Source organism: Paracoccus sp. MBLB3053, from assembly GCF_031822435.1.
GTDB classification, from domain to species: domain Bacteria; phylum Pseudomonadota; class Alphaproteobacteria; order Rhodobacterales; family Rhodobacteraceae; genus Paracoccus; species Paracoccus aurantius.
On sequence record NZ_JAVQLW010000004.1, the window covers coordinates 109,085 to 124,682 of the forward strand.

The 15,598-nt window shown below is 61.1% G+C and carries 19 protein-coding genes and 1 pseudogene; 12 read left to right on the forward strand and 8 right to left on the reverse strand.

The window, feature by feature from the left end:
• Positions 1-4: 4 nt before the first annotated feature.
• The 7 genes from RGQ15_RS19080 to RGQ15_RS19110 form a co-directional block, all read right to left on the reverse strand.
• Positions 5-157 carry a hypothetical protein gene (locus RGQ15_RS19080; RefSeq protein WP_311162372.1) on the reverse strand — a complete coding sequence of 51 codons (153 nt, stop codon included), beginning with the start codon at positions 155-157 and terminating at the stop codon, positions 5-7.
• Positions 150-2,504 (reverse strand): VirB4 family type IV secretion system protein, encoded by a 2,355-nt coding sequence (locus RGQ15_RS19085; protein WP_311162374.1) that lies wholly within the window; start codon positions 2,502-2,504, stop codon positions 150-152. The genes RGQ15_RS19080 and RGQ15_RS19085 overlap by 8 nt, the downstream gene beginning before the upstream one ends.
• Positions 2,497-2,784 carry a VirB3 family type IV secretion system protein gene (locus RGQ15_RS19090; protein ID WP_311162376.1) on the reverse strand — a complete coding sequence of 96 codons (288 nt, stop codon included), beginning with the start codon at positions 2,782-2,784 and terminating at the stop codon, positions 2,497-2,499. The genes RGQ15_RS19085 and RGQ15_RS19090 overlap by 8 nt, the downstream gene beginning before the upstream one ends.
• Before the next feature lie 3 nt (positions 2,785-2,787).
• Complete coding sequence (locus RGQ15_RS19095) at positions 2,788-3,111, reverse strand: TrbC/VirB2 family protein (RefSeq protein ID WP_311162378.1); 324 nt, start codon at positions 3,109-3,111, stop codon at positions 2,788-2,790.
• A gap of 13 nt (positions 3,112-3,124) precedes the next feature.
• Positions 3,125-3,775 (reverse strand): lytic transglycosylase domain-containing protein, encoded by a 651-nt coding sequence (locus tag RGQ15_RS19100; protein WP_311162379.1) that lies wholly within the window; start codon positions 3,773-3,775, stop codon positions 3,125-3,127.
• A gap of 34 nt (positions 3,776-3,809) precedes the next feature.
• Positions 3,810-4,184: a hypothetical protein gene (locus RGQ15_RS19105; protein WP_311162380.1), complete on the reverse strand. Its 375-nt coding sequence runs from the start codon at positions 4,182-4,184 to the stop codon at positions 3,810-3,812.
• A 257-nt stretch (positions 4,185-4,441) separates the two neighbouring features.
• On the reverse strand, positions 4,442-4,678 hold the full coding sequence (locus tag RGQ15_RS19110; RefSeq protein ID WP_311162381.1) for a hypothetical protein: 237 nt from the start codon (positions 4,676-4,678) through the stop codon (positions 4,442-4,444).
• 135 nt (positions 4,679-4,813) lie between these two features.
• Here RGQ15_RS19110 and RGQ15_RS19115 point away from each other — a divergent pair, with 135 nt between their 5' ends.
• The 7 genes and pseudogenes from RGQ15_RS19115 to RGQ15_RS19145 form a co-directional block, all read left to right on the forward strand.
• The gene (locus RGQ15_RS19115) at positions 4,814-5,440 is read left to right on the forward strand and encodes a helix-turn-helix transcriptional regulator (protein WP_311162382.1); all 627 of its coding nucleotides are present in this window, start codon (positions 4,814-4,816) and stop codon (positions 5,438-5,440) included.
• A 505-nt stretch (positions 5,441-5,945) separates the two neighbouring features.
• Complete coding sequence (locus tag RGQ15_RS19120; protein ID WP_311162384.1) at positions 5,946-6,797, forward strand: dioxygenase family protein; 852 nt, start codon at positions 5,946-5,948, stop codon at positions 6,795-6,797.
• 56 nt (positions 6,798-6,853) lie between these two features.
• Positions 6,854-7,495 (forward strand): glutathione S-transferase family protein, encoded by a 642-nt coding sequence (locus tag RGQ15_RS19125; protein ID WP_311162386.1) that lies wholly within the window; start codon positions 6,854-6,856, stop codon positions 7,493-7,495.
• 29 nt (positions 7,496-7,524) lie between these two features.
• Positions 7,525-8,628 carry a mandelate racemase/muconate lactonizing enzyme family protein gene (locus RGQ15_RS19130; RefSeq protein ID WP_311162387.1) on the forward strand — a complete coding sequence of 368 codons (1,104 nt, stop codon included), beginning with the start codon at positions 7,525-7,527 and terminating at the stop codon, positions 8,626-8,628.
• Positions 8,629-8,646: 18 nt separating this feature from the next.
• Positions 8,647-9,417, forward strand: coding sequence for an alpha/beta fold hydrolase (locus RGQ15_RS19135; protein WP_311162389.1), 771 nt, complete (start codon positions 8,647-8,649; stop codon positions 9,415-9,417).
• A 69-nt stretch (positions 9,418-9,486) separates the two neighbouring features.
• Complete coding sequence (locus tag RGQ15_RS19140; protein ID WP_311162391.1) at positions 9,487-10,371, forward strand: LysR family transcriptional regulator; 885 nt, start codon at positions 9,487-9,489, stop codon at positions 10,369-10,371.
• A gap of 117 nt (positions 10,372-10,488) precedes the next feature.
• Positions 10,489-10,584, forward strand: a pseudogene (locus RGQ15_RS19145) (IS481 family transposase); the annotation flags it as partial.
• Between the two features lie 165 nt (positions 10,585-10,749).
• Here RGQ15_RS19145 and RGQ15_RS19150 read toward each other — a convergent pair.
• A protein-coding gene (locus RGQ15_RS19150; RefSeq protein WP_311162393.1) for an IS3 family transposase occupies positions 10,750-11,903 on the reverse strand; the annotation gives its coding sequence in 2 pieces (ribosomal slippage) (positions 10,750-11,654 and positions 11,654-11,903; 1,155 coding nt in all).
• A 77-nt stretch (positions 11,904-11,980) separates the two neighbouring features.
• Here RGQ15_RS19150 and RGQ15_RS19155 point away from each other — a divergent pair.
• The 5 genes from RGQ15_RS19155 (at position 11,981) to repC (ending at position 15,552) form a co-directional block, all read left to right on the forward strand.
• Positions 11,981-12,232 (forward strand): hypothetical protein, encoded by a 252-nt coding sequence (locus RGQ15_RS19155; RefSeq protein ID WP_311162394.1) that lies wholly within the window; start codon positions 11,981-11,983, stop codon positions 12,230-12,232.
• The gene (locus RGQ15_RS19160) at positions 12,217-12,930 is read left to right on the forward strand and encodes a maleate cis-trans isomerase family protein (protein WP_311162395.1); all 714 of its coding nucleotides are present in this window, start codon (positions 12,217-12,219) and stop codon (positions 12,928-12,930) included. Before RGQ15_RS19155 ends, RGQ15_RS19160 begins: the two co-directional genes overlap by 16 nt.
• Before the next feature lie 393 nt (positions 12,931-13,323).
• On the forward strand, positions 13,324-13,515 hold the full coding sequence (locus tag RGQ15_RS19165) for a hypothetical protein (RefSeq protein WP_311162397.1): 192 nt from the start codon (positions 13,324-13,326) through the stop codon (positions 13,513-13,515).
• Positions 13,516-13,567: 52 nt separating this feature from the next.
• Positions 13,568-14,158, forward strand: a complete 591-nt coding sequence (locus tag RGQ15_RS19170; RefSeq protein ID WP_311162398.1) for a hypothetical protein — start codon at positions 13,568-13,570, stop codon at positions 14,156-14,158.
• Between the two features lie 215 nt (positions 14,159-14,373).
• Positions 14,374-15,552: a replication initiation protein RepC gene (repC, locus tag RGQ15_RS19175; protein WP_311162399.1), complete on the forward strand. Its 1,179-nt coding sequence runs from the start codon at positions 14,374-14,376 to the stop codon at positions 15,550-15,552.
• The last annotated feature ends 46 nt before the right edge of the window (positions 15,553-15,598 follow it).

The following is a 15,598-nucleotide window of genomic DNA, read 5'->3' on the forward strand; positions in this document are numbered from 1 at the left end:
TGATCTAAACCTCCGGCACATCGCGGAACTCGCAATCGCTGCCCGCTTGTTCGAGCAGCGTCATCCCGGACCAGCAATTACTCTTGCGGATCGGTGTCTCGCCGGCACAGCCGGCAACGCCGAACAGAAATGCCCCAAGCAGAAATGCTCTAACCATGGTCCAGCCTCCAGAAAAACGGTCGAGTCTCGAACCCTTCACCAAAGGCGCGCAAGGCCGATTTGCCGCCGCTCAAGGCGGTCAAGAGCGGGCCCAGCGGCGAGAGATCGACATCGAGAAGCGTCGATCCCGTCGGGCCATTCCACAGCGCGCGGCGCGGTCCATATTGGCCCTCAAGCACGAAGCCGAGCTGGTTTTCCGTCAGATTGAGCCCGGCATATTGGCTCTCGATCGCCTGACCGTTCGGGAAAATCAGCCGATGCGGCAGGCCCTCGAGAATGGTCTTGGCCTTGCTCGCCTCGATCTGGCTCGGAAACTGCGTCATCAGCACCATGGTCACCGCAAGCTTGCGCATGGTGACGGCCCATTTAGGCATGCGCGCGGCGAAGAAGGCGTCATCAAGCGCGGCATGGGCCTCGTCGATGATCAGGAGCGTCGGCACCCGGTCTTCGAACATCAGCTCGAGCCGGCGGAAAATATAGCTCAGGATCGCCGTGCGCTCAGTGGCATGCTCCAGGATCTCGGACATATCGAGCCCGACAACATTGCTGCGGCGGAAATCGACGACCGGCTGATCTGCGGCACCGAAGACCCAGTTGTAGCGCCCCTCCGGTCCCCATTCCGCCACCCGCATGGCGAGCTCGCGCCCGTCCTGCACATCACCGACCAGGCTCTCGAAATGGGCGAAGCTGCGCAGAGCCTCGGGCGCAGCGGCAATCCGGCGAATGGCGGATTTGAGCGCCGCCGCTTGGATCGGAGACAGCGTGCCGCGGCGCTCGATCAGGGTCGAAAGCCAATCCATCAGCCAGGCCTCGCCGCGGGATCCGGTCTCGGTCAGCAGCGGATTGAGCCCGGTCGGCTGCCCGGCGCGGATCCGGGCGTAAGAACCGCCCAAAGCGGCGACGAGGCTTTTGAGCCCCTCGTCCTTGTCGAAGATGATGATCCGGGGCCGCACCCGCAGCGCCTGAGCCGCAAGGAAGGCAACCGTGGTGGTCTTGCCGGAATCCGAGGGCCCGAGAACCAGGGTATGGCCCAGCGGCGGCTCGGATTCCGGCCGTCCCGGCCCCTGGAAGCTGAAGCGATGCGGCGCCCCGGATGCGCTCTGAAACACGGTGATCGGCGAGCGCCAATGCAATGCCTCGGCTGGACTGCCAGCATCGCTCATATGCAGCGAGGCCATATCGGCAAAGGTTGTGGTCGCGACCGTCATGCCCCAGCATTGGTAATCCATATTGCCGGGATGGCTGGCAAAAAAGCTGGCCTCAAGACTATGCGCGCAGCGCGTGAATTTTACCCGGGCGCGTTCCGCCATGCCCTTGATCTTCGAGATGCGCTGATCGAGCGCCTCGCGGCTCTCTGCAAAGACGGTGATCGTGAATTGATGCAGGCCCACGCTCTTGCCTCCGCTTTCGACCTCATCGGCGGTCTCGATCAGCTGCTGCTGGATCGTGGTGGCCAGATCATCTGCCGCCCGCATCTGTTCGACGCGGAAGCGCACCCGACCGGCGATTTTTTCCGCCGCGATCGGGGTGAAGCTGTGGCAGATCACGGTATCGAGGGATGCGTCGAGCGCATCGAGCATGCCGGGCCAGGTCTCCTGACTATAGCGTTTCACCGCGAGAACTGCGGCATGGCGAGGCGGGCCAATGCCCTCGTCGAACAGGATTTCGTCCGGGTAGAAGGTTGCGGCCGAGGGCACGGCATCCTCGGCAATCAGGCTCATTTCGCCGCGCCAGGCCGGGGCGAGAAGCCCGGTGCTGATCGCGGTGTAAAAACCGATCAGGCTGCCATCGCTGATCTTCAGGCGCCGGGTGGTGACATGCGGCAAGCCGCTTTCCAGCACCGCGACCAACTCGCGCAGGTCATGCAGGCGAGCCTCGGTATCGGATTCCAGAAGTTTCGCTGCCGCCTTGCCGAAGAGCGGCACCCGCAGCGGCGCGGGCAGCGAGGAGACCACGGTGAGGACGACGACAAAATCATGCAGGTCTTGCGCGTCGAGATGACCGCGCCAGGCGCGGTCGAGATCGCCGGCGAAACTCTTGCCATGAATCGGCGTGAGCCCGAGATCGGCGCGGCGATGCATGCGATGGATGTAGAAGCTGAAGCGCTCATCGAGCCCGTCGATCATCCCGGCCAGGGCGCCGCGCAACTCGTGGATGTCCTGCGGTGCCGCGGTCATGCCGTCGAGACCGGAAATCTCGAGCGAGATCATCAACCCGTTCTGCCGCGTCCGGACAACCTCGTCATCCAATTCAATGAGATAGGGCAGATGGGTGAAGAAGCCGGGATCCTTCGGCAGAAGTGCCTGCGCTGCCGGATTGCGTCCGTTCGTGGCAAAGCTAGACATAACGCCGGCCCTTCCTGCGGCTGCGGTTCAGCGCCGGCGGGGTCTTTTGCAGGATGACGCGCAGCACCTGGGCACCATTCGGATTGGCGGCGGCGGCAATGCGGGCAAACCCGTACCAGACCGGCCCGAGGGCAAGGAAGCTGAGCGACAGGATCAGGTGCTGCGAGCTCCACATGAAGGGCAGCACGGTGAGCGATGCCACCGCCAGCATATAGGGCATCGGCAGGCCCCAGAGCTTCGCCTGTCGCGTCAGCCCGAGAATGACCGGAGTGCGCTCCATGGCTCAGAGGAAGCTGTTGAGATTACTGACCAGCGTCGAAGCCGGCATGGCAATGATGGCGCCGATGATGATGTAGAGAAGCCAGGCCCAAGGCGCGCGGTTCAAGGCCGCCATGATGCCGACGATGACGAAGGCGGTGGAGAAGAACCAGACCACGGGATTGCCCATGATCCAGGTCGTCCAGTTGTTGCCGAGCGTATTGGCCTTGGTGAAATCGATGCCCTGATTGGCCTGAGCAAGGGCCCGTGACGCAAAGCCCGCGATAGGCAGCGACAGGGCAAGCGGGATCGCCCGGCGAAAGCGCCGGAGAGCAAGGTTCGGGAACATGAGGTGGATCCTTCTACTGCGTCTTGAGGAGGAGGCGGTTATGTTCGGAAAGCACCCGGATCACGTAATCGCGGGTCTCAGGATAGGGCGGTACGCCGCCGTATTTTTGCACGGCCTTGGGGCCGGCATTGTAGGCGGCGAGCGCCAGCATCGGGCTGCGAAAGGCCTGAAGTTGCGTCAGTAGATAGCGCGCCCCGCCATCGAGGTTTTGCATCGGATCGGAGGCATCGACGCCGAGCATCGAGGCGGTCCCTGGCATCAATTGCGTCAGGCCAAGCGCGCCTTTCGGGCTGCGCGCCTTGGGGTTGAAACGGGATTCCTGCCAGATCATCGCCCGAAACAGCGCATGCCATTCTTGCGGTGACAGTTCAGCCGCACGCAGAGCAGGGTGATGCTGGTAGCGCGACGCCACCCGGTCGATCCCGGGCATGATCGCGGTAGAGGGTCGGGAATGCCGGGAAGATGTGGTGGCGCGCAAAGCGGCGCGGATCAGATCCTCTTCGGCCTCGGCAGAAACATCTATGCGCTTCGCGGGCTTGGGCAGGATGCGTCGGCCCGAGGCGTCATAGCGCAAGACCGAGGAGGCATCGCTCTCGTGAACCAGGGCTGCCGCGGCAAAGCGAATTACATCGGCCTGAGTTGGCAGGGCACCGCCCAGCAGCATCAAAGGCAGCAGGGCGGCAATGAGGGCAGGGGGCTTATTCGGCCTTGCTGTCGATAATGACGGATTGGCCGGCGACCATGGGCGCGGCCGGGATGGTGTAGCCGAGCTCCTTGCACATGGTGAAGACGGTGCTGAGGGTGCGGATTTCTCGGAAGACGAGATCGGCTTGTGGCTCATTGCCAATGGCGGCGGATTGCCGGGCACGCCTGGTGCGCTGGGTGATGAGGGCGGCCCAACGCGAGCGTTCTTTCGGCTCGATCGCCAGCACATACCAGATGCCATGGTAATGCGGGCCGCGCAGTTCCGGCAATTCATGGCAATAGATGCAGAGCAACCAGCCTTCTTCCAGAAGTTCCTTGAGTCCGTCGACCGTGACCACATTCGGGGGCTCTTTTCTCAGATCAATCACCGGCCCGCGTCTCCATAGCATGGCCACGCAGCACCTTCCGAATGCCAGCGTGTCAAATTTGCAAATCTCGGTCAACATGCAAATTTAACACGTGCCGAGCTTTTCTCTCTGAGCTTTGTAAACGCTGGGCAGATGTCTTCCAAGGCCGAAGCAAGCTCCGGCCCTGGCGAGGTTCACGGGTTTTTCGGGCCCCTCACGCGGCATCGAGGGGGCCGTGATCCTGGCCGATCAGCGCTGCCAGGGATCAAGGACAGGGATCAGGAGGGCAGGCGCTGCCCATCCTGGCGATCTGCACGCTTTTCCATCGAGCCGATGAACATGCGCACACCTTCCTCGGTGACCGCCCAGATCCCGAAATCACGCAATTCAAGCGTGACCGGCCGATCGCCCTCATCCACCATCATCGACAGCATCTGCACCATTCCGGCATCGAGTCGCGCCGAGGCGCGCAGAGGGTTCTCGCGCAAAGCGGCCGTGGGGCTGCGCATTTTCATGAGGTCTCCTGCACAGATTCGAATTTCGGCAGAAGATAGCCGATCCGGCGCAAGAGGCCAGATACCTGTCTTTTTAGACAGGCTGATCAGCTATAGGTTGCCGGCGCCAGAAGAATGAAAAAATGAGGCAGCATCGTGCTTGAAACCGTCCTTCCCGATCATGAGCGCTATCTTGGCGAACTCGAAGAGCTCGCGCCCGGAGGGTTCTTCCTCGGTCTCGGGCTGCATCTCGGCAAGCCGCAGGTCATGGTCAATCGCTTTCCCGAGCCCTGGGTCCGACATTGGGAACAGGATGTTTTCCTGGGCCGCGATCCGATCGCCCTTTGGGTCATTTCCCAGGCGAATGACGCGGTCGCGAGATGGTCCGAGATCTCTGTTCCCGACAATTTCGGCATTCTCGAGAAGGCCTGCGAGCACGGTCTTTGCTACGGCGCGACGCTCGTCACCCGGATTGGCCGGCGACGCTCCTGCCTGTCAGCCGCCCGGCCTGATCGCGAGTTCACGGACGCGGAATTGAGCGAGCTTGGCGGAAGGCTCAACCTGCTCGCGCATCTCTTCGCCAAAAGCGATCTGGTCCTCACCGAGAAGGAGATCGAGGCCCTGCGCCAGATGAAGCACGGTCTTACCCATACCGAAGCAGGCGAGAGCTTGGGGATCAGCGCCTCGGCCCTGAAGTTGCGGCTCTCCAGCGCACAGAAGAAACTCGGCTGCCGCAATATCGTCTCGGCCGTGGCGCGGGCGGTCGAGGAGGATCTGATCTAGCCACAGCGCGAACAGGCTAGCGGGAGAGGGGCGCCGCTGCGGCGAACTTCTTGTGCAAACCAGCCTAAAGAATCCACATTTTCTGTGGGTGGATCTGTGGACAACCGGACGATCCTGTTGGATTCTCTGGCGGGGGCGAACTGCCTGCATTCATGGCAAGTTGCACGGACGGTACTGCGGCGTTCACTTCCGCACCGTCGATGTTCGTGCATGTAGCCAGCGCCGGTGCCACAGACCCGAAGCTGTTGCCGTGCGACGCTTTCGAACAAACAGAATGTGTCGGCGGGTGTCTTGCTGAACATCGTCGCGCTGAATGTCACGATTGCAATGGTACAAACGCGCATAGTCATTGACCGCTGACTCAAGGGGTCCATCGTCCAAACAACAGCAGCTTTGCGCGAAAAAGGTATGGGCCGATACCTAGACGGCCGAGGCCCATATCATTCAAATCGCCTCACTGATTTTCCCCGGTCAATCGGCCGGGGAACCCTGAGGAGGACCCCACATGTCAACAGTAACGATCGACAACGTCACAGACGTTGTCATTGCAGCCATGGGTCAACACGGCGACGTGACCCCGCGTAACCGCGAAATTTTGACCGCGCTAATCCGCCACATCCACGATTTCAGCCGCGAAGTGAAACTGCAGCATAGCGAGTTTCTTTATGCCTGCGACTTCCTTGCCCGCGCAGGTCAGCTTTGTGACGACAAGCGTCAGGAATTCATCCTACTTGGCGACATCATCGGCCTTGAGGTGCTGGTCGATATGCTGACCCACCATGCCGAGGCAGGCGCCAGCGAATCCACCGTGCTTGGCCCGTTTTATCGCGAGAACCCGCCCGTTTTGCCCAAGGGCGCCTCGATCGTTCAAATGCATTTCGACAATGAGGAAAGCATCTATTTCGAGGGCTTTGTGCGGGACACCGCCGGCAACCCGATCGAGGGTGTTCTGGTCGATGTCTGGGAAGACGCACCGAACGGGCTGTACGAAAACCACGACCCGAACCAACCCGACTATAACCTTCGCGGGCGTCTGCAGACCGATGAAAACGGCCACTATGCGTTCCGCGCCGTGCGCCCGGTCGCCTATCCAATTCCCGATGATCACACTGCCGGCGAACTTATCCGCGCTATGGGACACCACCCCATGCGCCCCAGTCACATGCATTTCATGCTGCAACGAGACGGCTATCGCCGTCTGATCAGTCAGGTCTTCGACTCACGTGATGAATATCTGGAAAACGACTCGGTCTTTGCCGTCAAGGAAAGCCTGATCGGGCAGTACCACCCCGCAGCAGCAGAACTGGGCGTCGATCTGCACATCAAGTTTGATTTCGTGCTGGCCAACGCCGCATAACCCCAGCGGCCCCGGACCTAGCGCCGGGGCCGCCTCCACGGGAATAAGGTGAAAATATGTCACTGACTCTGCACTGGTCGCCAAGGTCACCCTATGTCCGAAAAGCCATGGTCGCGCTGCATGAAAAGGGCCTTGCAGATCACGTCACGACAGTCCGCACAGCCGCCGATCCGCTGATCCCTCACGAGGGGCTGATGCGGACCAACCCGCTTAGCAAAATTCCGACGCTAGAGCGTGACGGTGCCAAGCCGATCTTTGATTCGCGCGTGATCATGGAATGGGCTGATGCCACCGGCACCCAGGGCCCGCGCCTTTTCCCGTCTGAGCCAGAGGCCCGCTGGCGCACGTTATCGCTTGAAGCGGTTGGTAACGGCCTGCTGGACATTGCCCTGCCGTGGTTGGTCGAGGTGCGGATGCGCCCAGAAAACCTGCGCTATGATGTCCAGATCGACGCGTGGCGGCGCAAGCTGAACAGCGTGGTCGACTGGCTCGAGGCCGAGATCCAAGCGATCGCGGAGCGCCCCTTTGACGCGGGCCATATCGCGATCGGGGTCGCTCTTTGCTATCTGGATTTTCGTTTTGACAGCGAAAAATGGCGGCAGACCCGGCCCCTGCTGACTGCTTGGCACGCCGAATTTAGCCTTCGACCTTCGGTTCTGGCAACCACGTTCCGCGATGATCCCCGCCCGACCGCATGACTAGCTTAAACTGCAAGGACTGATCTCCCATGAAAATTACCAAGGTAGAAGCCATTCCCTTCGCCATTCCTTACTCCCACCCGTTGAAATTCGCGTCGGGTGCGGTCCACATGGCTGAGCACATCCTTGTACGCGTTCATGGCGAAGACGGAATGGTCGGCGTGGCCGAGGCACCTCCGCGTCCGTTCACCTATGGCGAAACGCAGGCCGGCATCAAAGCGGTGGTTGAACAAATCTTTGCCCCCCAAGTCATCGGTCTTGACGTGTTCGAGCGTGAAAAGGTGCTAAGCCGTATGAACCGCACCGTCGGCAACCCCTGTGCCAAGGGTGCGCTGGACGTGGCCATCTGGGATCTAATGGGCAAAGTTCTGGGTCAGCCGGTCACACGCCTGCTGGGGGGCTATACCGACCGTCTCCGTGTAAGCCACATGATCGGCTTTGACGACCCTGCCAAGATGGTGGACGTCGCGCAGGAATTCTTGGACCGCTATGGCATCTCGACCTTCAAGGTCAAAGTCGGCCGCCAGCCGTTTATGCTGGATGTTGAGGTGTGTCGCGCGCTCAGGCAACATTTCGGCGACAAGGTGGACCTGTATATCGACGGCAATCGCGGTTGGACTGCCACCGATGCCGCACGAGCGCTGCGCGCGATGGAAGACCTGGACCTGCTGTTTGCCGAAGAGTTGAATCCGGCAGATGACGTGATGGGTCGTCGTTGGTTGGTCCGGCAGGCCAAGATTCCGATGTTCGCGGATGAATCCGTTTCCCGCCCGGCCGAGGTTGTCCGCGAATTGCTTAACGGCGGGGCAACGGCAATCTCTATCAAGACGGCACGTACCGGATTCAGCATGTCCCAAAGGGTGTTGTTCCTGTCTGAATCCATTGGGGTCGAAAACTATATCGGTAACCAGATCGACGGTCAGGTCGGCACCATCGCCTCGTTGGTCTTTGGCGCGGCTTATCAGGCGACATCGTCACGCGCGGCCGAGTTGTCGAACTTTCTAGATATGAGCGACGATCTGTTGGCCGATCCGCTGGTCATCAGCGGCGGCGAACTAAAGGTGCGCGACCTGCCCGGAACCGGTGTCGTCGTCGACGAAGAAAAGCTGTCTCATTTCCGCCTGGACAAATAGGAACTGGAAGGATCGGACATGAATAACCTCAAACTGTCCGCGACGGAGCTTGCGGGAAACGCGTCGATGCCACTACTGGTGGTCCTGCCCTCACTTGGAACCTCGGTTGCGGCCTTGTGGACGCCTGTGGCCGAAAGACTGGCGCATCGTTTCCATGTCGTGGGCGTCGATTTGCCGGGGCACGGGCAATCGGCACCGGCGACAGGACCGTTCCGCATGCCGGATCTTGCGCAAGCCGTCCTTGCAGCAGTCGAGCTGTTTTCGCGTGACCAATTCCGTATAGCCGGTGTGTCTATCGGGGGCTGCATCACCCAGCAACTGACGGTTGATGCGCCACAACGGCTTGCGAAGGCCGTAATCCTGAACTCTGCCGCCAAAATCGGTCAGGCCGAGGCTTGGGACCAGCGCGCCGCACTAGTCCTGGCCGAAGACACCGCGGTGCTGCGCGAAGGTTCTGCCGCCCGATGGTTTGCTCCGGGGTTCGCCGAACGGGACGGCAAACGGGCCGATGCTCTGCTGGCGTCACTGTGTGAAGCGGACGCAGCAAGCTATGCGGGCCTGTGTCGCGCCCTTGCGCAATTTGACCTGCGCTATCAACTTGGCGACATCACGGTGCCCATGCTTGTCATCGGTGGCAAGGATGATGTCGCCACCCCCCCCGAGCAGCAAATCGCTCTCGCGGCCGGATTTCGCGATGGTCGCGTACATATCGTGCCACAGGTGGGTCACCTAGCCCCGGCCGAACAGCCGGATCAGGTCGAAGAGCTTATCGCGGCTTTCCTTGATTGAGCCGGCGCGTCTGCGCCGCTAAACAAGAAAAGATCAAGACGCGACCCGACGGGTGTGACTGGAGGTGTGATGAATTTCCGGCACCTGACCTATTTTTTGGCGGTAGCAGAAGAGTTGCATGTGGGTCGCGCCGCTGATCGGCTGGGAATTGCCCAGCCACCGCTAAGCCGCCAAATTAAGCAGTTCGAAATTGAACTGGGCGTGCTGCTGTTTCATCGTGGGCGCAGCGGCATCAGCCTGACACAAGCCGGTCAGCGTCTGCTTGAGCGGGGCAACGAAATCCAGCGCATGGTCGCGGATAGCGAACGCGAAATTCGCCGTATCGGCCAGGGCATGGAGGGGCGACTGCGCCTTGGTTATGTCGGCTCGGCGGTCTATGGAATCCTGCCTGGCATCGTGAAATCGTTCAGGGCGAACTATCCTGATGTATTTCTAAGCATGATGCCGATGAACAACGCCAGCCTCAAACAGGGGTTGATACGACGCGAAATCGACCTTGCCATTGCCCGGCCGGACCTGCGGGACGGAGAAATTATTTCCCGTCCACTGATGATGGAACCGCTGGCCCTTGCCGCTCCTGATACGGTGTTCCCGGGCCGCTTTGCCATTTCGCCCGAAGAGGTTTCAGGACAGCTATTGATCCTTTACCCCGAGTATCCGCGACCCAGTTTCGCCGATATTGTCCTTGGCTGTGCGAAACGCCACGGGATCAGTGTTGACCGAACCATTTTTACGATGGACGTCAACACCGCCCTGGGATTGGTCGCGGTCGGTGAAGGGGTGGCGATCGTGCCGCATTCCGTCAGCAGCTCAAGGATGAACGGGATCCGCTTTCACCCCTTTGCCACCTCGATCGGGGAAACCGGCCTGTCCATCAATCACCGTATCGACGATCAAAGCATCCTCGTTAGCAATTTTGTCTCGATCGCGCGCACCTTGGTTCGCAAGCTCTGATCACACCAGTTTGACCCAGATCTGCAGTAACCGATCGAGAGAGGGGCGCATAAGCTCTAGGTGTTTGATCCCACGGTTTGATGGTGCGATCCTTTCTTTGGAATGGAAGGATGCCCTATGGGACAAGTTCGTCACGGAAGCGCCACGACCACGCACGCTGTCCGAGCAGCAATACAGCGATCGCAAGCTTCGCTCGCGCAACTAAGCACTCGCTTGCCATTTACCGCGACCATGATCCAGCCGTATCAGCGGGGACAAAACGCGGCCCTTTCGATTCGAGAATAGCCCGGAACCAGACGGGTTCCGGGCTATTCTAGGTATCTATTCTCGGGCAGGATCGTGCTATCCCGCCTGACCTGCCCCCCGGTCGTCCCTCGTTCATAACGAGAGTCCTTGGGGTTGATAGTGGTCGGCTTCGGGTTGGGCAAGCGCGCCGGGCGCGGAGCCCTCAGATTGCTCAAGCGCCCGGCGCGCTTCTGCCGGGGTCTTGTTTGCGAGCGAGGAATGCGGCCTGACGTTGTTGTAGTCGTAGCGCCAGAGGGCCAGCTTGCAGCGGGCATCGGCTAGGCTGTCGAAGATCTCCTCGTTCAGGCATTCGTCGCGCAGGCTGCCGTTGAAGCTCTCGATGAATCCGTTCTGCTGCGGCTTGCCCGGATCGATGTAGTGCCATTCGACGCCGTTCTCGTTAGCCCATTTGAGGATGGCCTTGCTGGTGAACTCGGTGCCATTGTCCGAGACGATGCAGGCGGGTTTGCCGTAGATCCTGACCAAAGCGTCCAGTTCGCGCGCCACTCTGGCCCCCGAGATGCTGGTGTCGGCGATCAGGGCAAGGTTTTCGCGGCAGCAATCGTCGTTGACGGCCAGGATGCGGAACTTGCGGCAGGCACCGAACGTGTCGGACAGGAAGTCCAGGGACCACCGCTGGTTCGGGCACAATGGCACCGGCATCGGGGTTCGGCTGCCGCGCGCCCGTTTGCGGCCGCGACGGCGGCGCACCGACAGGCCCTCTTCCCGGTAGATGCGGTAGAGCTTCTTTTCGTTCATGATCATGCCCTTGCGCTCCAGCATGATGCCGACGCGCCGATAGCCGAAGCGTCGGCGCTTCTCAGCAATCTTGTGCATCTCCTCACGGATCTCCGGATTGTCCGGTGGCCTCTCGCGCCGCACCGTCTTCGGATCGACACCGATCAGGACGCAGGCCCGGCGTTGAGAGATCGGATGATCCTTCATCGCCCGCAGCACCGCGTCCCGCCGCGCCATCGGTGTCGTCAGGGCTTTCCCAGGAGATCCTTGAGCACGACGTTGTCGAGCATCGCATCCGCCAACAAGCGCTTCAGCTTCGCATTCTCGTCCTCGAGCTGCTTCAGGCGTTTGGCATCGGACAGGTCCATCCCACCATACTTGGCCTTCAGCTTGTAGAAGGTTGCGGGGCTCAACCCGTGCTTCCGGCAAAGCTCCGAGGTCGGCAAGCCAGCCTCCTGCTCTTTGATCATCCCGATGATTTGCGCCTCGGTGAAACGGCTCTTCCTCATGTCGTCTGCTCCTTCAGGTTGGGCAGACTCTACATCACGGCGAGGGAACTTCCGGGGGGCAGGTCAACCCGCAGATCATGAAGGACTTCCCCCGCATCCGCGAGATCGAGATCTATACCCGCGTCGGCTGGCGTGAGGCCCTGCCGTGGCAACGTGTCGATTTCATGCAGCGCAACCGCCTGATCTTCGACAGTCCCGCCGCGCTGGAGGCCGCTCTGAACGGCGAGGTTCGCCACCGCATGCGCGCCGATTTCGAGGCATTCCCCCCGTTCAGCGGTGAAAACATCCATTATCCGATGCTGAAGGAGGACTTGTGTCTGACCACCTGATCGCGCGCCGCGTCGGCCATCTCTATCCTTCCGGCGGCATTTCGGACCATGAATTGCAGCGCATGGCCCCCGAGGGGCTTCGCTTTCTGGTGACGCGGATGCCCTTCCGCGATACCAGCCGCGAATCCGACATTCTGATGGCTCGCGATGTCGAAAGCCATGCCGGATTGCTTGCCGACGCGAAGGTCGAGTTGATCGCCTTCAACTGCACCGCCGCCAGCATGTTGGCGGGGCCGGGCGTGCTGGAACGCCGGATCGAGACGGCCACCGGCATTCCCGCGGTCACCACGATAGAGGCCGTGATGGCGGGGCTGTCGCGATTTGATGCCCGGAAAGTAGCGCTTTTCACAGCCTATGATCCGGATGTCGTCGAAGAGGAGCATAGGTTTCTTGCGACGCGCGGAATCTCGGTCGTTGCGGAGGGCCATGTTCCCTGCTCCGATCCGATCAGTCAAGGCAACATTCCGCCGCGCCGCTGGTTCGAGCTGGTCACAGGAACCGACTGCCGCGAGGCGGAGGCGATCCTCTGCAGTTGCGCAGGGATCGAGATCTCGCCTGTCCTCTCGGCGATTGAACACCTTACTGGAAAGCCCGTGATTGCAAGCAATGCTGCCTTGCTCAGGCTAATCCTGACAAGGCTAGCGTGGAGCTCGCCTGTGGAAGGATATGGTAGACTTTTAATGGAGAACAATGGGTAAGCGACATTTGCTTCGTCCATGGCTTGGCGCGGTTTCGACGTGCCTCGGCGAATGCGGTTTCTTGAATTCTTTCACCCCGTTGGCCGTCCGCGCGCGTATCGATCGAAGCAGAACTGAGCTTGAAATCGAAGCCCGATGGCAGAGGCGTCACGCCCCTCACCCGTGCCGGAGCGGGCGAGCCCTCGGGGAGGTCAGATTCGCCCTCAAGTTGCGGCGCGCGGGCACGCCTAGGAGATTCGGCTGCTGCAATGGATCAGCGGCAGGACTTCGGTTGATCGCGGAAGAGCTGAACTGGCTGATTAGCCAGCCCAATTCGACAGGATGTCACTTCGGGCTTTATTTTGTAACGGGCAGGCGCAAGAAGGTCCGGGAACGCATGAAGGGAGTTCCGCCATGGCCATCATGAAACAGGACCAGCGTCGCATTGCCCAACCTGTACAAGGGCTTGGCGGCACCGAAAGCCAGGTCTGGCTCTATTCCTGGAATACCGGCGAGCTCTCGGTTCTCGAACTTCCCGCCGGAATGAGCTTCGATCCGCGCGCCGATCTGCCGGTTGTCACGCCGGTTGCCCTGACCCTGGGTTGATCCCGCCAGTTCGGCTCTGTACATATTTGCAAATGACATATGGATTGCAAATATGTACAGAGCCCCCAGGAAGCTTCCGAAATCCTGCCGTCTCTCGGCTTTGGCCGCAGCCCTTGTGGCATCTTCGCTGAGCGCCATCCCGGCCAAGGCCTATCCGATCGATTGTGCCATCCTGCTTTGCCTGGCCGGGGGCTTCCCGGCTTCCCCCGAATGCGCGGCCGCCAAGGCCGAGATGATCCGGCGCGTCACGCCCTGGCCGATCGAGCCCCCCTTGCAGCTCTGGCGCTGCCCAATGGGTTCTCCGGGCGTGGGAGGCGCCGGGACCGCAATACAGGCCCTGCCGCCAGAGCTTGCGTATTATCGCGATGGCATCGAGCTCTATCACATCATCTACGGTCAGCGCCGGCATGACGGGACGACCGAGATCACCGACCGCTCGCGCATCGGCACCTATGCGAGGGACGGCCAATTCACCTGGAAAGGGACCCGGATACGGGATGCGCCGGACTGGGTCTTCTCCGCCAGCGGAGTCTCCAGAAACGCCGTCCTGGCCGAGCTTGGCTCGGTCCGGCTCTGGCGCGGCATGCTGCTGCGCTGGCGCGACCATCAGGGCAATACTTCGGAGGAATGGGTCCGCTACTGAGTGAAAAAGACCAGTCCAATAAAAACAAAAAACCCCCGCGCGGGGACCGCACGAGGGGATTTGTCAGGTTACGCAGGTCTAGCCACCTGCATCGCCGTCACCACATAGCGGCATAATCACCTGCTTCTCCCACGGATTCAAGACCAAAGCCGCAGTTTATGCGAATGGATCCGGCTGGCCTGCGGCCCTGCGCCTCGAAAAATGAGGAGCAGAAGATGAGGACCCCAATTGTCCGAGTGATCTACCCGGTGCTGCCCGATGGCATGACGCTCGGCCATGTCATCGAACTCGTCGAGCGCCTGGCCCGGCAGCTCGGCCTTGGCGCTGCGCGCCGCGCCGTGCTCTTGCGGATGATGCGGCACACGGCGCCGGCAGATTGGCGTGATCCCGGCTGTGATCCGGTCTGTTTCCGCGCCCAGCAGGACCTGGCGCGCGATCTTGGCGTCAGCGACCGGACATTACGTCTGCATGAGAAGGGGCTGGAAGCGCTTGGGTTCATTCGGGTCGATACTGCCGCCAATGGCCGGCGCTCCGGCCGGCACCTCTCCCATGGTCGGCGGCTCGGGATCAACTTTCGGCCGTTGCTGGAAAATCTCGGGCGGCTGCTCGAAATGGATGCCGAGCATCGCGAGGAGACGCATCGTATCTCTGTGCTGCGGCTCGAATGCTCAGCCGCCAAGCGAGACGCGAAGCAGGCGATCGGAAACTTGCTGGAGCAGGATCCGAAGCATGCCGCCTTGCCGGATCTGCTGCGACGCTTCTCCTCCTGGCCGCGTCGCTATGCCGGTTTCCGCTGCTCCGAGGATCTCGCCTGCCATCTCGCAGCTATCGACGCGCTTCTGGCCGAGGTGCGGGGCTATCTCGCATGTCGTCCAGAAACTTCCGCCATGGCGGAAGCCGAGCTTCCGGCAATAGGAAAGACAACTCCAAAGAATCTTGTAAGAGCGGGGTCAGATCAAGCGGCAGGACGACCGCCGGTCACGCCCCGACATTCGAAGAGGGGAAATGCAGAAGAAACAAGAGACAGGGATGATCTGAACTGGCTCACGCCGGAGATGGTCAGAGAGATGGCGGGATCGGATTTCCGCTTCTGTCTCGAGGCGCTTTGCCCGACCGGCGAAATCACCGGGCGCAGCTTGCGCAGCGCAGCGATCATGTTGCTGCGCGATCTCGGAATTACGGAGCCTGCTTGGGAAGAAGCCCTGGACCAACTGGGATCGCTTCGCGCGTCCCTCACGGTGCTGTTGATCGAGGCGAACCGGGACCATCCCCAGGCGCCGGTTCGGGTTCCTGGTGCCATGCTGCGCGACTTTGTCGCGCGGGACCGACGGGGCGAGTTCAACCTCTCTGGCGCGCTGAAAGGCTTGTGGCGGCGGAAGCGGGACGCAGCATGATCCGGACAGGTTTCCTAATGTGGGTTCTGGCCTCATGCCTCTGGTC

What these genes read in the sequence shown, in the direction of transcription:
- RGQ15_RS19135 (WP_311162389.1), top strand. Translation starts at nt 8,647, where the DNA reads ATGAATAACCTCAAACTGTCCGCGACGGAGCTTGCGGGAAACGCGTCG.
- RGQ15_RS19085 (WP_311162374.1), bottom strand. Translation starts at nt 2,504, where the DNA reads ATGTCTAGCTTTGCCACGAACGGACGCAATCCGGCAGCGCAGGCACTT.
- RGQ15_RS19120 (WP_311162384.1), top strand. Translation starts at nt 5,946, where the DNA reads ATGTCAACAGTAACGATCGACAACGTCACAGACGTTGTCATTGCAGCC.
- RGQ15_RS19130 (WP_311162387.1), top strand. Translation starts at nt 7,525, where the DNA reads ATGAAAATTACCAAGGTAGAAGCCATTCCCTTCGCCATTCCTTACTCC.
- RGQ15_RS19170 (WP_311162398.1), top strand. Translation starts at nt 13,568, where the DNA reads ATGTACAGAGCCCCCAGGAAGCTTCCGAAATCCTGCCGTCTCTCGGCT.
- RGQ15_RS19100 (WP_311162379.1), bottom strand. Translation starts at nt 3,775, where the DNA reads ATGCTGCTGGGCGGTGCCCTGCCAACTCAGGCCGATGTAATTCGCTTT.
- RGQ15_RS19140 (WP_311162391.1), top strand. Translation starts at nt 9,487, where the DNA reads ATGAATTTCCGGCACCTGACCTATTTTTTGGCGGTAGCAGAAGAGTTG.
- RGQ15_RS19165 (WP_311162397.1), top strand. Translation starts at nt 13,324, where the DNA reads ATGGCCATCATGAAACAGGACCAGCGTCGCATTGCCCAACCTGTACAA.
- RGQ15_RS19125 (WP_311162386.1), top strand. Translation starts at nt 6,854, where the DNA reads ATGTCACTGACTCTGCACTGGTCGCCAAGGTCACCCTATGTCCGAAAA.
- RGQ15_RS19095 (WP_311162378.1), bottom strand. Translation starts at nt 3,111, where the DNA reads ATGTTCCCGAACCTTGCTCTCCGGCGCTTTCGCCGGGCGATCCCGCTT.
- RGQ15_RS19155 (WP_311162394.1), top strand. Translation starts at nt 11,981, where the DNA reads ATGAAGGACTTCCCCCGCATCCGCGAGATCGAGATCTATACCCGCGTC.
- RGQ15_RS19090 (WP_311162376.1), bottom strand. Translation starts at nt 2,784, where the DNA reads ATGGAGCGCACTCCGGTCATTCTCGGGCTGACGCGACAGGCGAAGCTC.
- repC (WP_311162399.1), top strand. Translation starts at nt 14,374, where the DNA reads ATGAGGACCCCAATTGTCCGAGTGATCTACCCGGTGCTGCCCGATGGC.
- RGQ15_RS19080 (WP_311162372.1), bottom strand. Translation starts at nt 157, where the DNA reads ATGGTTAGAGCATTTCTGCTTGGGGCATTTCTGTTCGGCGTTGCCGGC.
- RGQ15_RS19110 (WP_311162381.1), bottom strand. Translation starts at nt 4,678, where the DNA reads ATGAAAATGCGCAGCCCCACGGCCGCTTTGCGCGAGAACCCTCTGCGC.